Genomic DNA, 19,834 nt, shown 5'->3' on the forward strand with positions numbered 1-19,834 from the left:
ACCTAGCAGGCCGCTGAAATACCTCCAGCGGACGTCAGCGCGACGACTGGCTGAAGCGTTGCTTTGAGGATCCCATCCAATCCCACATTCATGCGCGGCGCAGATACCTTCACGGAAAGCTTGTTCACTATGCGGAGGCTGGAGGATTTCGTGCCGCAGTCCCATCCGCTGCGCTCGATCCGGACTATGGCCAACCAGGCGCTGGTGAAGATGGACCGGCTGTTCGCGCAGATGTACGAGGCCGATATCAAGGGTGGCCGCCCCAGTATCGCGCCGGAGAAGTTGCTGCGGGCCATGCTGCTGCAGGTGCTCTACAGCATTCGCTCTGAGCGCCAGCTCATGGAGCAGACGCAATACAACCTGCTGTTTCGCTGGTTCATCGGGCTGTCGATGGACGACTCAGTTTGGGTGCCCACGGTCTTCACCAAGAACCGCGAGCGACTGATCAAGCATGATGCGGTGATCCAGTTTTTCAACGAGGTGCTGGCCATCGCGCAGAAGAAGAACTGGCTGTCGGGTGAGCACTTCAGCGTGGACGGCACGCTGATACAGGCGTGGGCAGGCCACAAGAGCTTCGTGCGCAAGGATGGCGACGACCAAGACGATGACGCCGGCGGCAACTTCAAAGGTCGCAAGCGCAGCAACGAGACACACGAATCCAAGACCGATCCCGATGCCAAGCTCTACCGCAAGGGCAAGACATCCAGTGAGCTGCGCTACATGGGTCATACCCTGAGCGACAACCGCCATGGCCTGGTGGTTAGCGCCATGGTGACCAAGGCGGACGGACACGCCGAGCGGGAGGCCGCAAAGGTCATGCTTAACGATGCCAGGCAGGTGATTGAAGACCTGAATGTGGAAGTCACCGTGGGCGCGGACAAGGGCTATGACGCGCACGAGTTCATTGAGGCCTGCCTGGAAATGAAGGTGACGCCCCACGTGGCGCAGAACACATCGGGTCGTCGCTCGGCCGTTCCTGATGCCATTGCTTCCAGCGCCGGTTATGCCGTCTCGCAACAAAAGCGCAAGCTGATCGAACAGGGCTTCGGGTGGGTCAAGACCGTGGGGCGCATGCGTCAGGTGATGGTGCGCGGTCTGAAGAAAGTCGATCAGATGTTTGTGCTGAGCATGGCCGCCTACCACCTCGTGCGCATGCGCTCGCTGGGACAAATCCGTCCGCAGTTGCAGTAATCGCGCTAATGAGGCCGGAATGGGCGCCAAAACGCGGAAAAAGCCGAGGCAGTGACGTCCGGCTTCCGGATTGTGAAAAACAGCGCTCCCCGCCTTGCGGGGAAAAACTCATCGCTAGCGCGATGAGTACTTCAGCAGCCTGTTAGGCTTCGATTTCCTTGATCGACCTCAAGGGCGAGCGTCTTTCGGCACCGATACTGAAGAGAAGCAAGGCTTTGCCTGCGCCGTTGCGCGCAAGGAGGCTTCTATGTCGGGCAAGCTGGCAACGACAAGCAATGATGAGCGCGTTCAAGCGACGGAGCGGCGGCTATCGAGGTCAAGACTGGTTACGGTCGGATTTCTGCTTGTCATTGGCTACTTTCTCTGGACAGAGCACCGGGCCCATGTCATCCAGGCCCTGCCTTACCTGCTCCTGGCCGCCTGTCCGTTGATGCATCTTTTCATGCACCAGGGGCACGGGCATGGTCATCACCGACAGGGGCGAGCGCGGGACGGTCATGACATCGATGGAGGACGGCGATGACCGAGCATCCGCAATACGGCTATGGGCTGTGGTCGCTGGTGATCATCAATTCGGCGGTATTCATCGTCTTCGCCTTCAGCTTCGCCAAGCCCAAGACATCTCGTGACTGGCGGTCCTTTGGCGCGTTCTCGGCGTTCATTGTTGCTCTCTTCACCGAGATGTACGGGATCCCCTTGACGATCTACCTCATGCTGCCGTGGCTCTCGGCGAGATTCCCTGGCATCGATTTCCTGTCGCACGACGCGGGCCATCTGCCTGAGATGCTGTTCGGCTGGCAAGGCAATCCGCACCTGGGGCCATTCCATATCGCCAGCAATATCCTTATCTTCGGCGGCTTCCTGATGTTGTCATCCGCCTGGCGTGTTCTATACAATGCGCAGCAGGAAGGCCGTCTGGCGACGACGGGCCTCTACGCGCACATCAGGCATCCGCAGTATGTTGCGTTCATTCTCGTCATGGCCGGCTTCCTCCTGCAATGGCCGACGATTCTTATCTTGTTGATGTTCCCGGTTCTCGCCTGGATGTATGTTCGCTTGGCCAGAGCGGAGGAGCAAGATGTGCTGGAAGCATTCGGCCAGCAGTATGAAGCGTACCGCAGGCGAACGCCTGGGTTCGTTCCACGGATTCGATTCAGCCAGTTGTTTCGCGCCAAGCCTCACTGAAGCGGCTGAACCAAGGAGGTAGTCATGAAACCCATCAAGACTGGCATCGTGCTTTCCCTCACGGTTGTGTTGTTCTATATCTTGTGTACTCTGGTTTGGGTAGCACTCCCGGAGCCGTTCATGAACTTCATGAACTCACTTTTTCACGGGCTCGATTTCAGGCGGCTCCAGACCGGTCAGTCGTTCTCCTGGTGGGATACCGCGTATCCGGCCATTGTGTTCGCGATCTGGTTTTTCGCCGTTGGTGTCTTCTTCGCCTGGCTTGGCAACAAAGTGGGAAATGAGGATTGAAGCCATGGGCATATGCACGCACCGGCGCGTCGGCACCGTTAGGGTGTTGGCCTTGCTGGAGCCACTACCGCTGCAACCATGGGCCATGCGCGTAGAGAAGCAGCGTCCACGTGTCAGAGTCGTCGCGTTGACAACGACTCAATGTACGCAGAGCCTGGCGCGAGCACGATCATCCGCGAGTCATCTTCGATTGCCCGGTGGTTCTGAGCGCGATTGCCGCGCCCTTGAACTCGTCCAGACGCGCGTCGCAGCGCATTGCCATTACCCATAATACTTGCGGCCGATCAAATGGAGGCCGGTCTGGCGTCCTACAGTAGCTTGCACCAGGAACTCTCCCAGCTAACGCCCCCCAGGAGTGTCGCAATGACGCCTGTAGCCGACCATGGCTTTGACGTTTACTCGCCTAAACAAGTCGCGAGCAGGGTCAACGAATTCTGCATTGCCAAGGCTCACATGCCGCTGCTCACGCTGGCAATGCTAGGCATGCTCGCGGGGGCGTTCATCGGGCTGGGCGCGCTGATGTTTGCTCTGGTGAGCAGCGATGCATCGCTCGGCTTCGCAGCGAGTCGCCTGCTAGGGGGGCTTGGATTTTCGCTTGGCCTGATTTTGGTGACGGTGGCCGGTGCTGAACTGTTTACCGGCAATAACCTGCTGGCCATGGCCTGGGCCAGCGGCTGCGTAAGCACTCGCGACGTGCTGCGCAACTGGGTGGTCGTGTGCATGGCCAATTTCATTGGCGCACTCGGGCTGGCGCTGCTGGTCTGGCTTTCGGGCCACGCCACGATGAATGGGGGTGCCGTAGCAACCACAGTCGTCGCCATCGCCACCGCCAAGGCCGGACTTTCGGCAACCGACGCCTTTTTTTGGGTTCATCGAGGAATTCCGGGGAAGGCTGCGCGGATTTTGAGGAAGAAGTATTCCTCGTCGCGATAGCCGTACGCGCGGCGCTTGATGACCTTGATGGTGTTGTTGATGCCTTCGACCACGCTGGTGTTCAATGGGTGGCGGCAGCGGGCCAAGATGCCATGCCAGTAGCCTTGCAGGCGCTTCGCAAACAACTCCAGGGCAGGTATTCGGCTCTGCCGAGCCTGCTCGCACCATTGCTCCCAAGCTTTTTGCGCCCACGCCGGGCGGCGGTAGAACCATAGCCGCTTTAGCTCGTCGCGCAACAGATAGACTGTCAGCAATGGCCGGTTCGCCTCCAGGACCTCATCCAGATGAACCGCCTGGGGGACGCTCAAGTTCTCCCGATTCCGCAGCAGTAGCCAGCGTGTGGACTTGAGCACCCGTCTGGCCGGCCGATCGTGCCGCAGCTGATTGGCCTGATCCACCCGTACTCGGTCGATGACCTCACGCCCGTACTTAGCTACCACGTGGAACAGGTCGAAGACCACCTCTGCTTGCGGGCAATGCGCCCGGATCTCCAACTCATACGCGGTCGTCATGTCGATGGCGACGGCCTCGATGCGCTGCGCAACGCCGGCGGGGAGCTGCTCAAAGAAGGCTCGGGCGGTCTCGCGTGAGCGCCCCTGTCCGATCCAGAGCACCTGCCGCCCAATGGGGTCGACTACCACCGTGGCATATCGATGCCCCTTGTGTAGCGCGAACTCATCCATGGCCAGGTAGCGGATATTGGACCAGTCCGGCTCGGCCACTGCCTCACGCAAGCGAGCCTTATCGATCGATTTAACTGTGTGCCAGCCCAGATCGTAGAAGGCCGCCACCGCCTGCACCGTACAGTGGCGCAACAAGTGGCCGCAAGCCTGGGCCAAGCGGGCCGTCACGCGTTGGTAGCGCCCAAGCCATTCCAGCCGCTCCAGCCTCGGACCGCCGCAACGGTCGCACCAAACGCGCCGGCGCGGCACGTGCAGTACGACCCGATACTCGAACAGCGGAAGGTCCCGGACTCGCCTGACCACTGTCTCATGCACCTGATGGCAGCGCGCGCCACACTCCTCGCAATGCATGACCTTGCTGACCGGCTTCAAGTACAACGACAGCGTACGGCTCTCTCCCTCCGGCCATTCCACGCGCTCCAGCCGGTAGCCCTTCCAGCAACCCAGTGCTTGCAGCGTCTTGCGATCCAGCACACATCCCCCTGATACCTGAAGAAACAGACATCAGCATACAAAATGTGCTCTTTCGGGCCACGGTTTTCTGCGAAGAACCCTTTTTTTACCCACCAACGCTTCGCTTGGTGCGGCTGGAGTTCACGTCCGGCGTTTTTCCTGTCCGCGATTCTCGCCCATGGCCGGCGGAGATGTTCTCTTATTGATCGGCTTGATGTGTCTCTATTGAGCCAGGCAGTTCGAAAATGAATAGCCCGACGGGTAGCTACCCGCGTTATACAGAAATCATGGCAAAGCGCGGCGCGGCTGACGCGCGACCTTCTGTCGAGGATAAGGCATTCAGCGCAGTGGAATGGATTTCGCGGAATGATTTCCTTGCAGACGTCGAACTAAGAAACGGTAGTGTGCCCGTTTGCCTCTTGAGGTCATGCGCTCAGTCCATGGGATGCATCAATGGGTTGGCTCGGAATTTAGCCGTTTGTCACGATGGATCTCAGTGTACTGCCTAATTCATGCGGGAAATGTCGGTCCGACTATGTCGTCGGGGATATTAGGGGCGTTAATTAAATGTAATCGGGCGAACCCGATGCCATTTATCGCCCGCAAAGGACGGCGTTGGATCGTGCGCTTCGCCTGTAGTGGCATTACGAAAGCACAGAATGCATTCGATATTGCCATCAACTATCCGTCAATGGAGGAAGCATGGCAGCAGAGAAGTCGTTACGTTCAATGGTTGAAAAATGGCTTACACCGTCGGTAGGGAAGCCGCCCCGCGTTATCGGTACGGGCCGCCTGCGAGACTGCCGCAGCCGCTTTGTTTGTGTGGAGTGCAACCGCGCTACTGGTACGCTGTCGATCATGTTCTTCCGGCACTGCGACGGTGGCTGGTATGTGTTTCCACCTGTGACAAGCAGAGCTGGAGGGGCTAGATAGGTTCGCACTCATGTTGTGGGCTTGCGGGCTAGTGCCATATCAGAAAATCCTTGGTGGAAATTCGAGAAGATCTGATAATACTTTTTGTGGGCTGCGATTAGTATGTTCATCGGGGTGCGCCAGTTAGGTGCACCCAAGTCGGTTGTATGTATCCCCCGACAATGCGTCCCTTATAGCGCCCGACGTTTCGTCGGGCGTTTTTTCTTTAGTTTTCGAAGAATTTGGGGGGCTGAATTGCCACATGCCGGCATTCGTTCCCTAGCCATGGACGAATTCGCGCTGCACAAAGGCCATCGCTTTGCCACGGTGGTAGTCGATCCGAGCGGCAGCAAGTGCTCTGGATCTGTCAGGGCTGCTCGCGCGAGACGGCGCGCCTTCTTCGAGCAACTGCCACCAGACGCGGCCAGGCGGATCGAAGCGGTTGCGCTTGAAGCTAGAACCGAAGGCTGCATAAACTCAGATCCCATCTAGGGGTTTACCTCCGGCCGAAATGTCTTTTTTCATGCTCGATTGTTTACTATAGTAAACGGCATGGGGGGATACCTTCCTTCCAAGTCTCTCTCGACAACTAGGAGTAGAAATGAGTCGTGAAATCCACCTGAACGCATTTGAGATGAACTGCGTGGGTCATATCCAGCAGGGACTGTGGACCCATCCCCGTGATGAATCGAGCCGGTACAGCGAGGTTCAATACTGGGTGGACTACGCCAAGAAACTTGAGCGTGGGCTGTTCGATGGCATCTTCTTTGCCGATGTCGTTGGGGTCTATGACGTCTTCGGTGGTAACGCCAACGCGGCTGTTCAAAACGCCGTGCAGGTGCCGGTGAACGACCCAATGTTAGTGATTCCGGCCATGGCCGCGGTCACACGCAATCTGGGGTTCGGCGTTACGGCCAACCTCACCTACGAGCAGCCGTTCCTGTTTGCCCGCCGCATGTCGACGCTCGACCATCTGACAGGTGGGCGCATCGGCTGGAACATCGTGACTGGCTATCTGGACAGCGCGGCGCGAGCCATCGGCCTCGACGGGCAGGTTGCGCACGATGACCGTTACGATCTGGCCGACGAGTACCTGGAGTTGGTGTACAAGCTCTGGGAAGGAAGCTGGGATGACGACGCGGTCATCAACGACAAGGCCAGAGGCATCTACGCAGACCCGTCGAAGGTTCGCGTGATCCACCATCGCGGTCGTCAATACAAGGTAAATGCGATGCACCTATGCGCTCCGTCGCCGCAGCGGACACCGGTGCTCTACCAGGCAGGCTCCTCGACGCGTGGCAGGCAGTTTGCCGCGACGCACGCTGAATGCGTCTTCGTGAATGGCCAGAAGAAGGACGGCGTCAAGACCATCGTCGACGACATCCGCGCGAAGGCTGTGGCCTTTGGCCGCATCGCGGACGATGTCAAGGCATTCCTGGGAGCGACGCTGATCATTGGTGGCACCGAAAAGGAAGCGCAGGAGAAGTACGAGGAATACAAGCGATATGTGAGTTCGGAAGGCGCACTCGCACACGCAGCCAGTTCGCTTGGCATCGATTTTTCGCGCTACGACCTCGACGAGCCGATCGATGTGAGCAAGAGCCAGGCGATCGTTTCCAACGTGGAAGCCATGACTCGCAGCGCAGGGGCCCAATGGACCTTGCGCAAGCTGCTCGAACAGATGCCGCTGGGTAGCCGCCAGGCACCGTGGGTCGGCTCTGCCGAACAGATCGCTGACCTGATGATCGAGTGGACCAACGAGACCGGTGTAGCAGGGTTCAACCTGTCGCGTACGGTGGCTCCGGAATGTCTCGACGACGTCATCGATCTGCTGGTACCGCTCCTGCAGGAGCGCGGCGTGTACAAGACCGCCTATCGCGAAGGTACGTATCGCGAAAAGCTGTTCGGTCATGCACGCCTGCCGGTCACCCATGCCGCAGCCAAGGCACGCGCCGCTGTGCGGTAATCCGCGCAGCACGTCCTTCACAAACTATGAGGCCCCAAGCTAAGGGGAGCACTATGGTAGACAAAACATCGTTCCGAGAAGCCATGGCCGGGCTAGGGGCCGCGGTCAACATCATCACTAGTAACGGCGAAGGTGGACTGGCCGGCTGCACAGTATCGGCAGTGTGCGGCATCACGGACGAGCCGCCAACTCTGCTTGTCTGTATCAATCGTGGCAGCAAGAACAACGAGGTTGTGCGTGAGAACGGCTGCCTTTGCGTCAATGTTCTCGCAGCGGATCAGCAAGACGCGGCTATCCGGTTCTCGAGCAAGAGCGTCTCGGTCGAGGAGCGTTTTGCCGATGTGGAATGGGATCGGCTGGTGACCGGTGCCCCCGTGATTGCCGGCACCGTCAGCGCTTTGGACTGCGAAGTCGCATCCATGATGGACGTTGGCACGCACACCATGTTTCTCTGTGAGATCAAAGCCGTGCGGACGCGCAATGATCGCGACGCCTTGATCTACTTTGGGCGCAACTTCCATAGTGTCGAAGCGCCGGCTGTGAAAGGCGCCGTAGCCGCCTAGGTCCAGCTCCAAAACCCCCGAGACGTCAGGTCGCACATGGGCGCTACGCGCCCATGTCGGACACGCTCGTCCTTCCCGATGCGCCGTGTGCGCGCCAGGTGTCACGGGCGTCCCCATCGCAGGCGACTGAATGGCTTCGATCTCTCCTTATCTCCAGCAGGCAATGCACATGACTTCCTATCCGGAAATTCGAATGCTGATCGCCGACAAGTGGCGCAGCGCGCCCGGTCGGCCCGTTATCAACCCATCGGACGAAACAACCATCGGCACTGTGCCAATCGCAACGACTGCAGACCTCGACGATGCCTTGTCGGCCGCGGCCGATGGTCTGAAGATCTGGCGTCGCACGTCGCCCGCACGGCGCGCCGAGATCATGCTGAAGGCGATTGACTTGATTCTCGAACGAGTCGAGGCCATTGCGACCGCCATTGCCCTGGAGCAAGGCAAGACCCTGGCGCAGGCGCGCGCTGAGGTGCTGCGTGGTTGTGACTTGATGACATGGGATGCGAACGAAGGCAAGCGGTTGTACGGACGTGTGATCCCGGCAGAGCCGCCCATGCGGCATACGGTGATCCGCGAACCCATTGGCGTGATTGGCGCATTCACGCCATGGAACTTCCCGATGAGTTCTCCCGCGCGCAAGGTGGGTGGTGCCCTCGCTGCCGGATGTTCGATCATTCTCAAGGCCGCTGAGGAAACGCCTGCGGGAGCCGTGATGTTGGCCCAGGCCTACCGCGATGCCGGACTTCCTGCTGGTGTGCTGAACCTGGTATTTGGAGAGCCGGGGATGATCTCGTCGTCCTGGTCGCCAGCCCGGTCGTCCGTGCCGTCACGTTTACTGGCTCCACGCTCGTGGGGAAGCACCTGGCCGGCCTGACAGCCCAACACATGAAGCCGGCGATTCTGGAGTTGGGCGGTCACGCGCCGGTCATCGTTTGCGATGATGCCGATCCCGACGCGGCAGCCCTCGCCTGCGTAAAGGGGAAATTGAACAACGCCGGGCAGATATGCGTTGCCCCTACGCGCTTCTTCGTTCATCGCAAGGTCTACGACAGGTTTGTCGAAGCATTTGCTCGGTACGGTGCCCGGATCCGGGTGGGGCATGCGCTGGAGCCGAGCAGTGATATCGGACCTGTCGCAAATGAGCGGCGACTTGCCTGCCTTGACGAGTTGGTGAAAGACGCGATCCATCAAGGAGCTCGCCTGCTTTGCGGTGGGGAGCCATTGCCGGGCGCAGGATACATGTTCCCGTTCACCGCACTTGCCGATGTCCCGTCCACCGCCCGCGCGATGCTAGAAGAGCCATTCGGGCCTCTGAGCCTGATTGCCCCTGTCGAATCGCTCGACGAAGCCATCGAACGTGCCAACAGCCTGCCTTATGGCCTTGCCGGATACGCATTCACTCGCTCTGCAGCGGCCGCCTATCGCCTTGGCGACGAGCTGGAGGTGGGCAACCTCGCAATCAATCACCTGACTTCCGCCGTGTCGGAAACGCCATTCGGTGGCGTGAAGGAAAGCGGGTACGGACGCGAAGGAGGCATCGAAGGGCTCGAGTGCTACACGAACGTGAAAAGCATTTCACACGTGATGGCCGACGCCTGAAGCGACGAACACCAGGACAACTCCAGAAAGCACAACAACGTTCCGCCCAATCCGGCCCGTTCACGTTGGTACCTTCGGTCACCAACTTGAGCGGGGTAGGAAGTTTATTGCCACCAAAGGAGATGCAGATGCGCCCCATCCATTTACTAGCCTTGCTACCCGCCGCAGGCGTGCTGATAGGCCCGTTCTTTCTGAACCGCGTTACCCCCCCAGATTCTCGGTATGCCCTTTCTGCTGGGCTGGCTGTCCCTCAATCTCGTACTCACGTCAGTTGTGATGGCGATCATCTTTCACAGCGATAGTAAGGCGCACGACGATCGCGGGACCGCGGCTGAGGAGCACGTATGAACAGCGCCCTGATCTTCATTTTTGGTGCCATTGCCCTGGCACTTGCGCTCGGTTTGCTGGCCAGGCGAGGAAAAAAGATGAGCCTGGAGGAATGGGCGGTGGGCGGCCGAGGCTTCGGCACGGCAATCGTGTTCCTGTTGATGGCCGGTGAAATCTACACGACGTTCGTCTTCCTTGGCGCGAGTGGATACGCATATGGCCACGGTGGTCCGGCCTACTACATGCTGGGCTATGGAAGCCTTTGCTTTGTCCTGTCGTACTGGCTGTTACCGCTGATCTGGCGCTATGCCAAAGCGAAGAACCTGATCTCTCAATCCGACTTCTTCGCGTCGAAGTATGACAGCCGGCCACTGGGCATCCTGGTCGCCGTTGTCGGCATCGTGGCACTGATGCCATACCTGGTGTTGCAGCTCAAGGGGCTTGGCATTATCGTGAGCGTTGCATCGTATGGCGCCATCGACTCCAGCCACGGCATGTGGATCGGTGCCATTGTGGTGGCCTTGTACGTGGCCATCTCCGGCGTACACGGGTCCGCGTGGACGTCGGTGGTCAAGGACATCCTGGTCATGTTTGTCGCCGTGTTCCTCGGCCTCTATCTGCCGTTCCACTACCACGGTGGCGTCGGGCAGATGTTTGCGGACATCGAGGCAGCAAAGCCAGGTTTTCTTGCCCTGCGCGAGTCCGGTGAAAGCCCGGTGTGGCTGGTTTCGACCGTTCTGCTTTCGGCGCTCGGCTTCTACATGTGGCCACACATGTTCATGGCGACCTACACGGCAAAGACCGACGTGGTGTTGCGCAAGAATGCCTACGTTCTGCCGATCTACCAGTTGATGCTCTTGTTTATCTTCTTCGTCGGATTTACTGCAGTCCTGCAGATTCCTGGGCTCAAAGGAAGCGACATCGATCTGGCACTGTTGAAGATTTCGCTGCAAACCTTCGACCCATGGTTTGTTGGTGTCATCGGGGCGGCAGGCGTTCTGACAGCGCTAGTGCCGGGTTCCATGATTCTGATGACATCGGCAACCTTGCTGGCCAATAACGTCTATCGTCCGTTGCGCCCGTCTGCCAGCAGCGCCGAGATCGTAAAGCTGAGTAAGTGGATGGCACCGTGCATCATGGCAGTCGGGCTCTTCTTCGCGCTCCAGGGCGGGAAGACGATCGTCGCACTTCTGCTGATGGCTTACGCGTTCGTCACCCAGTTGTTCCCGGTCCTTGTGATGAGTTTGCTGCGGAATAATCCGGTGACGCCGGTCGCGGCAATGACTAGCATTGCCGTGGGAGAGGCGACGGTTGCGTGGGTGTCTTTGACTAAGCAGTCGGTGGCTTCGCTCTTTCCATTCCTGCCGGATGCTTTGAAGGACGTGAATGTCGGCGTTGTCGCACTGGTACTGAACATCGCGACGTTGATCATCGTAACCTTGCTGACGCGGCGAAGCGAGCGCCCGGGTCTGACGGCTCCGGTTTCCCAATAACACCTGGGTGATGTGGGCGGAGGCGATCCCTCCGCTAGGAGATTGTTATGAAGACAAGCATTTTTTCCCGCGCGGCGCGTGTTGCATTCATTCAGGCGGAGTGGCACAAAGACCTGCTGGAGAACGCGCTTGAGGGATTCCTGCGCCGCATGGTCCAACTCGGGGTGTCTACCGATGCCGTAGACTTCTTCGAAGTGCCTGGAGCATTCGAAATTCCGCTGTTCGCCAAACGGATCGCGACACGCGGAGACTATGCGGCGATTATTGAAAGTGCGCTCGTTGTTGACGGAGGCATCTATCGGCACGAGTTCGTCGCTCAAGCCGTCGTGGAGGGGTTGATGCGCGTGCAACTCGAAACGGACACACCGGTGTTTTCAATGGTGCTGACGCCGCACAATTTTCGAGCTGAAGAGCACATGCGCGGATTCTTCGCCAAACTCTTGATAGAGAAGGGCGATGAGGTGGCAGACGCGTGTGTTAGGGCAGTCGGCTGCCTCGAGCGCCCGGGTGGATGCATGTCTGCTGAGGCAGCACGGCATCTGGCTCCTGGACGAGTAGGCGAGCGCCTGATTTCGACCACCGCATAGGGATCCAATGCCGCCGCCAGCAGGCAGCGCGGAGACCTTTGACCATATTGAAGGGGTACATGATGACCGAAATAACGATTCGCGATGCCACGCCAGAAGACATGGAAGCGGTATGTGCGATCTACAACGATGCTGTGGAGAACACGACGGCAATCTGGAATGAGGTCCTTGTCGATGTGGCCAATCGCTTGGACTGGCTTTCCGCACGGCGCAAGGCCGGCTTACCGGTTCTCGTGGCGCTGGACGCAACGGGCGTTGTGGTCGGCTATGCGTCATTTGGGGATTGGCGCGCGTTTGATGGCTATCGCCATACCGTGGAGCACTCGGTGTACGTGCGAACTGACCAGCGTGGCAAAGGTATTGCCGGCTCGCTAATGAAAGCTCTTATCGAGCGTGCGGGCGAACTCGGCAAACACATCATAGTCAGCGCGATCGAAGCAGGTAACGCGAGCTCGATCCGTCTACATGAAAAACTGGGCTTCGAGCAGGTCGGCCTGATGAAGGAGGTTGGCACGAAGTTCGGCAAGTGGCTGGACCTTGTCTTCATGCAGCTCAACATCGACCATCGTGCTGACCCGGATGGTGCGCGGAAGCAGTAGCGCATACGTGTGCTCCATCGTTTCCCCTCGCCGATCAAAGGTGCTGCGCTGGCTGATACCGCGGATTGAAGTCCGCTCCCAGCAACAGAATGCATTCCCAGAGTATGGCTCAATCTTCAAATGCTGCTCTGAAGTCGGGATGGCTTCGTCTCGACCCTGTATTGACAATAGCCACCGCGCAATTGTTCGGAACCTCGCTTTGGTTCAGCGCCAACAGCGCGGCCGACGATCTTGCCCGGACGTGGGGGCTGACGGCCGCAAACATTGGCATGCTCACGGCGGCGGTTCAGAGCGGCTTCATACTGGGTACCCTGGTATTCGCCGTATTCGGACTCGCGGACAGGTTCTCGGCGAGCCGAATTTTTTGCCTTTCGGCACTGCTTGGTGCTGCTTTCAACGCGTGGTTCGCGTGTCTGTCAGGGGATTTCTCCGCAGCAATCGCACTTCGGTTTGCTGTGGGCGTATGTCTCGCTGGCGTCTATCCGATTGGGATGAAGCTGATTATTAGCTGGGCCCCCGATAGAGCAGGGGCAGCGCTTGCATTGCTGGTAGGCATGCTGACCTTAGGGAGCGCGCTGCCGCATGGCTTGCGAATTATGGCCGCACAATGGCCGTGGCAGTACGTCATGGCTGGCTCTTCGGTGCTGGCAGGTATTGCGGCAGTCATGGTCATCTACTTGGGTAACGGACCGCACTTGCCGATGCGCCGCCCGGGCGGCCCGAATCCGGGTAATCCATTGCACGCGTTTCGCGATCCCCAGTTCAGAGCGATTGCGGTAGGTTATTTCGGGCACATGTGGGAGCTTTATGCCTTCTGGACCATACTACCCATGCTCGTTGCACGCTCGCCCCTGCCTTCGCTTTTCGAAACACAGGGCATCTCAGCGCTGGCCTTCGCCATCATTGGGGTTGGCGCCATTGGGTGCGTCTTCGGCGGCGTGCTAACCCGCTGGGTAGATAGTGCCCGCGTCGCGCTCAGCGCTCTCGCGATTTCAGGAGTGTGCTGCTTTCTCTTGCCGTTCGCGGCAGACGCGCTGTCACGGGGTTGCCTGTTGGTTTTTTTCTTGATTTGGGGAGCGGCAGTTGTCGCAGATTCCCCGCAGTTTTCAGCGTTAGCTGCCAAGACATGCCCTCTGCCCTTGGTCGGCGGTGCACTCGCCATTCAGAACTCGATTGGATTTGCGCTGACGGTGGCTTCCATTACCCTCGTGTCCACGTTGCTAGGGGACCTGGGCATGAAAACGTCCTGGGTGCTTCTGCCGGGCCCAGTTTTGGGAATCATAGGCTTCCTGTCGTTGCGCCGCAGTTCCCGCTGACAGCGGCTGCGGCAGCGAACGCTCGGCTCGGATATGTGTCGGGAATCGCTCCTTAACGCCCGATCAATATAGTTGAATGCGCGTCTAGCACGCAAGTACGGCCGCTTTCGGCGCCGTCCATGTTGCAGTTCACAAGGATGTCGGCTGCAGGGGTGAACTTGCTCGAGGCAACCCCCCCGTTTCCTAAACAGGCCGCATTCAGAAGGATTCACTCATGAGCAAGGTCCGTCGCGGGAAGGTACGAAAACCGTGACCACGATCTTTACCGTAGGCGCGATACTCCGCGAATACACCGGCGAAGTACTCTACTCTCCACTTCAATGGTGCGCTGGCAGGCTGGACCGCGTGGTCAGCGATCTGGAGTTCTAGATGCTGGAAGGCATTTCAGCGACCTCGATATCCCTTGATCGGCTCAGCAGAGGAGCGTGCGACTTGAGCGGCCGGAACCCCCATGGGGCACTTCACGGGTTCTGGGCGCATTGACCCGAAGCCTCGGAAAGTCTTCTTTACGCCCGTTGGCTGCCAACGCCATGTGACACTTCCGCTCATTGCCGACAAGCGTCAGCATTAGGATTTCATATTGGTGTGGTCAGTCCACTGACCACGTCGAGGAACGGCTGTCTTGTTCTCGAGCGAAGGAGATCGCAGGCGTGCACACACGGCGCTATGCTTGAGCTGCGATGGGGCCGCAGTGGAAGCATGCGCCCTTTCAACCGGCTACTCTAGGGAAGTGCTTATGTGGACGCCTCCCGGATAGCAAGGTCGATTTGACATGGTGGTCGACAGGTAGAGGCAGCACGCTTATGTCCGGCCCGTTTGTTGCAGGCCTTAAGGCCTGCTGGCCCATATGGAATTCGCTGACGAGGTCCCCAGCTTGCGTATTTCGGGGCGCTTGATCAGCGATTTCGGGGGAACGTGATCACCTGTTTCGGCGGGAAGCTGCTCGCTGGTTTCGGCGGAACGTGATCACTTCGACGACGCTGCCGAAATCGGTGATCACGATCCCGAAACGAGTGATCACGTTGCCGAAATAGGTGATCAAGCAGCCGAAACGGGTGATCACGCACCGTAATGGGGCCGGGCAAGGGCTGGGGTGGGACTGCGCATGGACTAGAACGCCGGCGATACGCTGCTTCCTTTTTGCAAGGAAGCAAGCTGATGCCGGCCAACCGGATGACCATGCGCAAGATCAAGGAAGTGCTTCGCCTGAAATGGGCGTGTGGCCTTTCGCACCGGCAGATCGCTAGGGCGACGGGTGTGAGTGTTGGTGCCGTTTCGCAGTACGCGCGATGGCGAAGGCAGCGGGGCTGGATTGGGCGCAGGCGGATAGCCTGAACGAGGATACGCTGGAGCAGCGGCTGTTCGGCGCACAGAAGCCGGCCAACAGCCCGGGCGGACGGGTGACGCCGGACTTCCCCTACCTGCACCGCGAGCTGCGCCGCAAGGGCGTGACACTGCAGTTGCTGTGGGAGGAATACCTGGACGCGAATCCCGGGGTCCCCATTTACCAATACACGCAGTTCTGCTGCCGTTACCGGGACTGGGCAGCGACACTCAAGCGGTCCATGCGCCAGCAGCACCGCGCCGGCGAGAAGCTGTTTGCGGACTTCGCAGGTCAGATGGTGCCGATTCTGGACCCGGAAGGCGGCCTTGCGTTTGAAGCCAGCATCTTCGTCGCTGTGCTTGGCGCGTCGAATTACACATACGCGTGCGCCACCCGGGGGCAGACCACCGCCGACTGGATCGGGGGCAATGGTCTGTGCGATGGAATTCGCCGGCGGCGTGCCTGAGCTGCTTGTGCCGGACAACCCGCGCGCGCTGGTGGCTCGCCCTGACCGATACGAGCCAGTGCTGTCCCGAACTGCAGAAGACTTCGTTCATCACTACGGCACGGCCATGCTGCCGGCACGGCCGCGCAAACCGCAAGACAAGGCCAAGGTCGAGACCGGCGTGCTGATCGTCGAGCGGTGGATCCTGGCGCGGCTGCGCAACCATCGCTTTTACAGCTTGGGCGAGCTCAACAAGGCCATCAAGAAGCTCGTCGCCGACCTGAATGACCGACCGTTCAAGAAGCTGCCTGGCACGCGCCGGGAGTGGTTCGAGCGGTTGGACCGGCCAGTGTTGCGACCGCTGCCGCCGCGGCGCTACGAAGTTGCAACGTTCAAACAATGCCGCGTCAACGTCGACTACCACGTCGAGATCGACGGTCACTACTACAGCGTGCCGCATGCCCTGGTGCGAAAGGCGGTCGAGGCTCGCGTAACCCGCCACACCATCGAGATCCTGTACGGTGGCAAACGGGTGGCGCTGCACGCGCGCAATACCCGCAAGGGCAGCCACAGCACGGTCAAGGAACACATGCCGGTGGCCCACCGCGCGCACCTCGAATGGACGCCCGGCCGGCTGCTCAACTGGGCAGCCTCGATTGGGCCCAACGTCGCCGTCATCGTCGAATACCAGCTCACCCACAAGAGCCATCCCGAGATGGGCTATCGCGCCTGCCTGGGTCTGCTGAGTCTGGCCAAGAAGTACAGCAAGGAGCGGCTCGAAGCCGCTTGCGCTCGCGCCGTCGCCATTGGCTCGCTCACGCGTAAGTCTGTGGTCTCCATCCTTGAAAACCATCTGGACCGGCAAGCCACTCTGCCGGTATCGCAAACCGAGTGGCATTCCCCCATGCACGACAACGTGCGCGGACCCGACTACTACCATTAGGAAAACTATGCTGATGCAACACACCGTCGGCCAGCTCAAGGCCCTCAAGCTCGACGGGATGGCGCGGGCCTTCGAGGAACAGTCTGCCCTGACCGCCAGTTCCAGCCTGCCGTTCGAAGAACGCTTCTCCATGCTGGTCGACCGGGAGATTGCTTGGCGCGACACCAGGCGCCTGGAGCGGCTGCTGCGCTCGGCCAAGCTCAAGCACACCCAGGCATGCCTCGAGGATGTGGTCTATGACGGCAGTCGCGGCCTTGATCAGCGGCTGGTCGCTACCCTGGCCAGTTGCGACTGGATCCGCAACGCTCAGAGCCTCATCCTGACCGGGGCGACCGGTGCCGGCAAGTCCTGGTTGGCCTGTGCGTTTGCTCAGCAGGCCTGTCGACAGGGATTCTCTGCTCTCTATCTGCGGGTGCCTCGACTGTTCGAGGAACTGCAGATCGCCCACGGCGACGGGAGCTTTACGCGCCGCCTGGCGCAACTCGCACGCATCGATGTTCTGGTGCTGGACGACTGGGGCCTACAGGAGCCTTCTGAAAGCGCTCGCGGCGATCTGCTGGAAGTTCTGGACGACCGCGTCGGTACCCGCTCGACCATCGTGACAAGCCAGCTCCCGATCGAGCATTGGCACCAGTGGTTGAATGATCCGACGCTGGCTGACGCCATCCTGGACCGGCTGGTCCACCAGGCGCACAAGGTGGCGCTCAAAGGCGAATCCATGCGCAAGCGCACGGCAACCGACGCCAAGAAACGGGCATCGTGATCACCTACGCTACAATCTCCTGACCGCGCAGTACCACCTTCCTTCCCTGATCACGTTCGCCGAAACCGCTGATCACCTTCACCGAAATCCGCAAATTAGACCAAGTCATCAGGGTATGCGCTATCAGCGACCATCCGTGTCATGAAACCCGAGGGGTCAACGTCTTCCGAGGGGTTCATTGGCGCTGCTCGAATTCGCTTCTCCATCGCCACACGACCAAAGCACCGAGAAGCAAAAAGAATCGCCGCGGCGGGATGCGGAGACGTCCCGACACGCTTTTCGGCCCTAACAGGCCGCTGAAATACCTCCAGCGGACGTCAGCGCGACGACTGGCTGAAGCGTTGCTTTGAGGATCCCATCCAATCCCACATTCATGCGCGGCGCAGATACCTTCACGGGAAGCTTGTTCACTATGCGGAGGCTGGAGGATTTCGTGCCGCAGTCCCATCCGCTGCGCTCGATCCGGACTATGGCCAACCAGGCGCTGGTGAAGATGGACCGGCTGTTCGCGCAGATGTACGAGGCCGATATCAAGGGTGGCCGCCCCAGTATCGCGCCGGAGAAGTTGCTGCGGGCCATGCTGCTGCAGGTGCTCTACAGCATTCGCTCTGAGCGCCAGCTCATGGAGCAGACGCAATACAACCTGCTGTTTCGCTGGTTCATCGGGCTGTCGATGGACGACTCAGTTTGGGTGCCCACGGTCTTCACCAAGAACCGCGAGCGACTGATCAAGCATGATGCGGTGATCCAGTTTTTCAACGAGGTGCTGGCCATCGCGCAGAAGAAGAACTGGCTGTCGGGTGAGCACTTCAGCGTGGACGGCACGCTGATACAGGCGTGGGCAGGCCACAAGAGCTTCGTGCGCAAGGATGGCGACGACCAAGACGATGACGCCGGCGGCAGCTTCAAAGGTCGCAAGCGCAGCAACGAGACACACGAATCCAAGACCGATCCCGATGCCAAGCTCTACCGCAAGGGCAAGACATCCAGTGAGCTGCGCTACATGGGTCATACCCTGAGCGACAACCGCCATGGCCTGGTGGTTAGCGCCATGGTGACCAAGGCGGACGGACACGCCGAGCGGGAGGCCGCAAAGGTCATGCTTAACGATGCCAGGCAGGTGATTGAAGACCTGAATGTGGAAGTCACCGTGGGCGCGGACAAGGGCTATGACGCGCACGAGTTCATTGAGGCCTGCCTGGAAATGAAGGTGACGCCCCACGTGGCGCAGAACACATCGGGTCGTCGCTCGGCCGTTCCTGATGCCATTGCTTCCAGCGCCGGTTATGCCGTCTCGCAACAAAAGCGCAAGCTGATCGAACAGGGCTTCGGGTGGGTCAAGACCGTGGGGCGCATGCGTCAGGTGATGGTGCGCGGTCTGAAGAAAGTCGATCAGATGTTTGTGCTGAGCATGGCCGCCTACCACCTCGTGCGCATGCGCTCGCTGGGACAAATCCGTCCGCAGTTGCAGTAATCGCGCTAATGAGGCCGGAATGGGCGCCAAAACGCGGAAAAAGCCGAGGCAGTGACGTCCGGCTTCCGGATTGTGAAAAACAGCGCTCCCCGCCTTGCGGGGAAAAACTCATCGCTAGCGCGATGAGTACTTCAGCAGCCTGCTAGAGGCATCAACCTGATACCTCGCATGCGCAATATCAAGAACCTTGTGCTGTACAAGGCGGACCGACGACGCCGATACGACCATATCGAGCGCCTGTGCCGCCGGTCCATCGACTGGGACCTGATCCAACGACACTACCCCGACATGATGCGGGTTGCCGTCTCGATCAAGGCCGGCAAGATGCCGCCGTCGACCATCCTGCGCCGGCTGGGTTCGGAGAGTACGAAGAATAAGCTATACTTTGCGTTCCGGGAGCTGGGCCGCGTCATCCGCACGGTGTTCTTGCTGAAGTACCTGGACGACCCGGAACTCCGTCGCACCATTCATGCCGCAACGAACAAGAGCGAATAGTTCAATGGATTTGCGCAGTGGTTGATGGAGACCGCGCCAAAACGGGGGCAGACGACCGGACCCCGGACCGCTGCCGAGCAACTTTGCTCGCTGGCCGCATAATCCTAGCACCCCCGCGACTCCCGGCTGGCACTACCTCCTTATCGCGACAACCTTCTCCCCTCGGTGTGTTAGCTCAGTCCTCAGCCGAGAGGATCGTCCCAGTTCTAGGGTTGTTGTCAAGCCGCGCCCAGCCAGGACAGCTCTGTCCGTTGCATGGCTTGCCATCGCTGCGCCAGATGGCTCCATC

18 protein-coding genes and 3 pseudogenes are annotated in these 19,834 nt (G+C 59.6%); 19 read left to right on the forward strand and 2 right to left on the reverse strand.

What is annotated here, in order from left to right:
• The first annotated feature begins 90 nt into the window (after positions 1-90).
• The 5 genes from CBM2586_RS30455 (at position 91) to CBM2586_RS30475 (ending at position 3,600) form a co-directional block, all read left to right on the forward strand.
• On the forward strand, positions 91-1,191 hold the full coding sequence (locus CBM2586_RS30455; RefSeq protein WP_115691555.1) for an IS5 family transposase: 1,101 nt from the start codon (positions 91-93) through the stop codon (positions 1,189-1,191).
• Between the two features lie 247 nt (positions 1,192-1,438).
• On the forward strand, positions 1,439-1,714 hold the full coding sequence (locus tag CBM2586_RS30460; RefSeq protein ID WP_012354637.1) for a DUF2933 domain-containing protein: 276 nt from the start codon (positions 1,439-1,441) through the stop codon (positions 1,712-1,714).
• On the forward strand, positions 1,711-2,376 hold the full coding sequence (locus CBM2586_RS30465; protein WP_012354638.1) for a methyltransferase family protein: 666 nt from the start codon (positions 1,711-1,713) through the stop codon (positions 2,374-2,376). The genes CBM2586_RS30460 and CBM2586_RS30465 overlap by 4 nt, the downstream gene beginning before the upstream one ends.
• A 24-nt stretch (positions 2,377-2,400) precedes the next feature.
• Complete coding sequence (locus CBM2586_RS30470) at positions 2,401-2,667, forward strand: DUF5676 family membrane protein (protein ID WP_012354639.1); 267 nt, start codon at positions 2,401-2,403, stop codon at positions 2,665-2,667.
• 363 nt (positions 2,668-3,030) lie between these two features.
• Positions 3,031-3,600, forward strand: a complete 570-nt coding sequence (locus tag CBM2586_RS30475) for a formate/nitrite transporter family protein (RefSeq protein ID WP_012354640.1) — start codon at positions 3,031-3,033, stop codon at positions 3,598-3,600.
• Here the strand turns inward: CBM2586_RS30475 and CBM2586_RS30480 are convergent.
• Positions 3,537-4,757 (reverse strand): ISL3-like element ISRta1 family transposase, encoded by a 1,221-nt coding sequence (locus tag CBM2586_RS30480; RefSeq protein ID WP_012353615.1) that lies wholly within the window; start codon positions 4,755-4,757, stop codon positions 3,537-3,539. The two genes, CBM2586_RS30475 and CBM2586_RS30480, sit on opposite strands and share 64 nt — an antisense overlap.
• Positions 4,758-5,918: 1,161 nt before the next feature.
• On the opposite strand from CBM2586_RS30480, the pseudogene CBM2586_RS30485 reads away from it, so the two are divergent.
• From CBM2586_RS30485 to CBM2586_RS30525, 10 genes and pseudogenes are all read left to right on the forward strand, one after another.
• Positions 5,919-6,110: pseudogene (locus CBM2586_RS30485) on the forward strand (transposase); the annotation flags it as partial.
• A gap of 139 nt (positions 6,111-6,249) precedes the next feature.
• A complete protein-coding gene (locus tag CBM2586_RS30490) occupies positions 6,250-7,614 on the forward strand; it encodes an LLM class flavin-dependent oxidoreductase (RefSeq protein WP_012354641.1) in 1,365 nt (454 codons plus the stop codon).
• A 53-nt stretch (positions 7,615-7,667) separates the two neighbouring features.
• The gene (locus CBM2586_RS30495; RefSeq protein ID WP_012354642.1) at positions 7,668-8,177 is read left to right on the forward strand and encodes a flavin reductase; all 510 of its coding nucleotides are present in this window, start codon (positions 7,668-7,670) and stop codon (positions 8,175-8,177) included.
• Between the two features lie 130 nt (positions 8,178-8,307).
• Complete coding sequence (locus CBM2586_RS32590) at positions 8,308-9,054, forward strand: aldehyde dehydrogenase family protein (protein ID WP_306414577.1); 747 nt, start codon at positions 8,308-8,310, stop codon at positions 9,052-9,054.
• A complete protein-coding gene (locus tag CBM2586_RS32595; RefSeq protein ID WP_306414578.1) occupies positions 9,030-9,779 on the forward strand; it encodes an aldehyde dehydrogenase family protein in 750 nt (249 codons plus the stop codon). The genes CBM2586_RS32590 and CBM2586_RS32595 overlap by 25 nt, the downstream gene beginning before the upstream one ends.
• Positions 9,780-10,001: 222 nt before the next feature.
• Positions 10,002-10,127: a hypothetical protein gene (locus CBM2586_RS32600; protein WP_018003724.1), complete on the forward strand. Its 126-nt coding sequence runs from the start codon at positions 10,002-10,004 to the stop codon at positions 10,125-10,127.
• Positions 10,124-11,599: a sodium:solute symporter family protein gene (locus CBM2586_RS30510; RefSeq protein WP_025586772.1), complete on the forward strand. Its 1,476-nt coding sequence runs from the start codon at positions 10,124-10,126 to the stop codon at positions 11,597-11,599. Before CBM2586_RS32600 ends, CBM2586_RS30510 begins: the two co-directional genes overlap by 4 nt.
• A 47-nt stretch (positions 11,600-11,646) precedes the next feature.
• Positions 11,647-12,186: a 6,7-dimethyl-8-ribityllumazine synthase gene (locus CBM2586_RS30515; protein WP_012354644.1), complete on the forward strand. Its 540-nt coding sequence runs from the start codon at positions 11,647-11,649 to the stop codon at positions 12,184-12,186.
• A 59-nt stretch (positions 12,187-12,245) separates the two neighbouring features.
• The gene (locus CBM2586_RS30520) at positions 12,246-12,785 is read left to right on the forward strand and encodes a GNAT family N-acetyltransferase (protein WP_012354645.1); all 540 of its coding nucleotides are present in this window, start codon (positions 12,246-12,248) and stop codon (positions 12,783-12,785) included.
• 104 nt (positions 12,786-12,889) lie between these two features.
• Entirely contained in the window at positions 12,890-14,101 is a 1,212-nt protein-coding gene (locus tag CBM2586_RS30525) for an MFS transporter (protein ID WP_051073457.1), read from the forward strand.
• Positions 14,102-15,020: 919 nt separating this feature from the next.
• Here CBM2586_RS30525 and CBM2586_RS30530 read toward each other — a convergent pair.
• Complete coding sequence (locus tag CBM2586_RS30530) at positions 15,021-15,164, reverse strand: hypothetical protein (RefSeq protein ID WP_198053012.1); 144 nt, start codon at positions 15,162-15,164, stop codon at positions 15,021-15,023.
• 95 nt (positions 15,165-15,259) lie between these two features.
• Between CBM2586_RS30530 and istA the strand changes: the two are divergent.
• From istA to CBM2586_RS30550, 4 genes and pseudogenes are all read left to right on the forward strand, one after another.
• Positions 15,260-16,813 (forward strand): annotated as a pseudogene (gene istA / locus CBM2586_RS30535) (IS21-like element ISRme9 family transposase).
• A gap of 7 nt (positions 16,814-16,820) precedes the next feature.
• Positions 16,821-17,576, forward strand: coding sequence for an IS21-like element ISRme9 family helper ATPase IstB (istB, locus tag CBM2586_RS30540; RefSeq protein WP_012354650.1), 756 nt, complete (start codon positions 16,821-16,823; stop codon positions 17,574-17,576).
• A gap of 373 nt (positions 17,577-17,949) precedes the next feature.
• On the forward strand, positions 17,950-19,050 hold the full coding sequence (locus CBM2586_RS30545) for an IS5 family transposase (protein ID WP_012354651.1): 1,101 nt from the start codon (positions 17,950-17,952) through the stop codon (positions 19,048-19,050).
• Between the two features lie 147 nt (positions 19,051-19,197).
• A pseudogene (locus CBM2586_RS30550) lies at positions 19,198-19,542 on the forward strand (Tn3 family transposase); the annotation flags it as partial.
• Positions 19,543-19,834 lie beyond the last annotated feature (292 nt).

Source organism: Cupriavidus taiwanensis (assembly GCF_900250115.1).
GTDB lineage: Bacteria > Pseudomonadota > Gammaproteobacteria > Burkholderiales > Burkholderiaceae > Cupriavidus > Cupriavidus taiwanensis_B.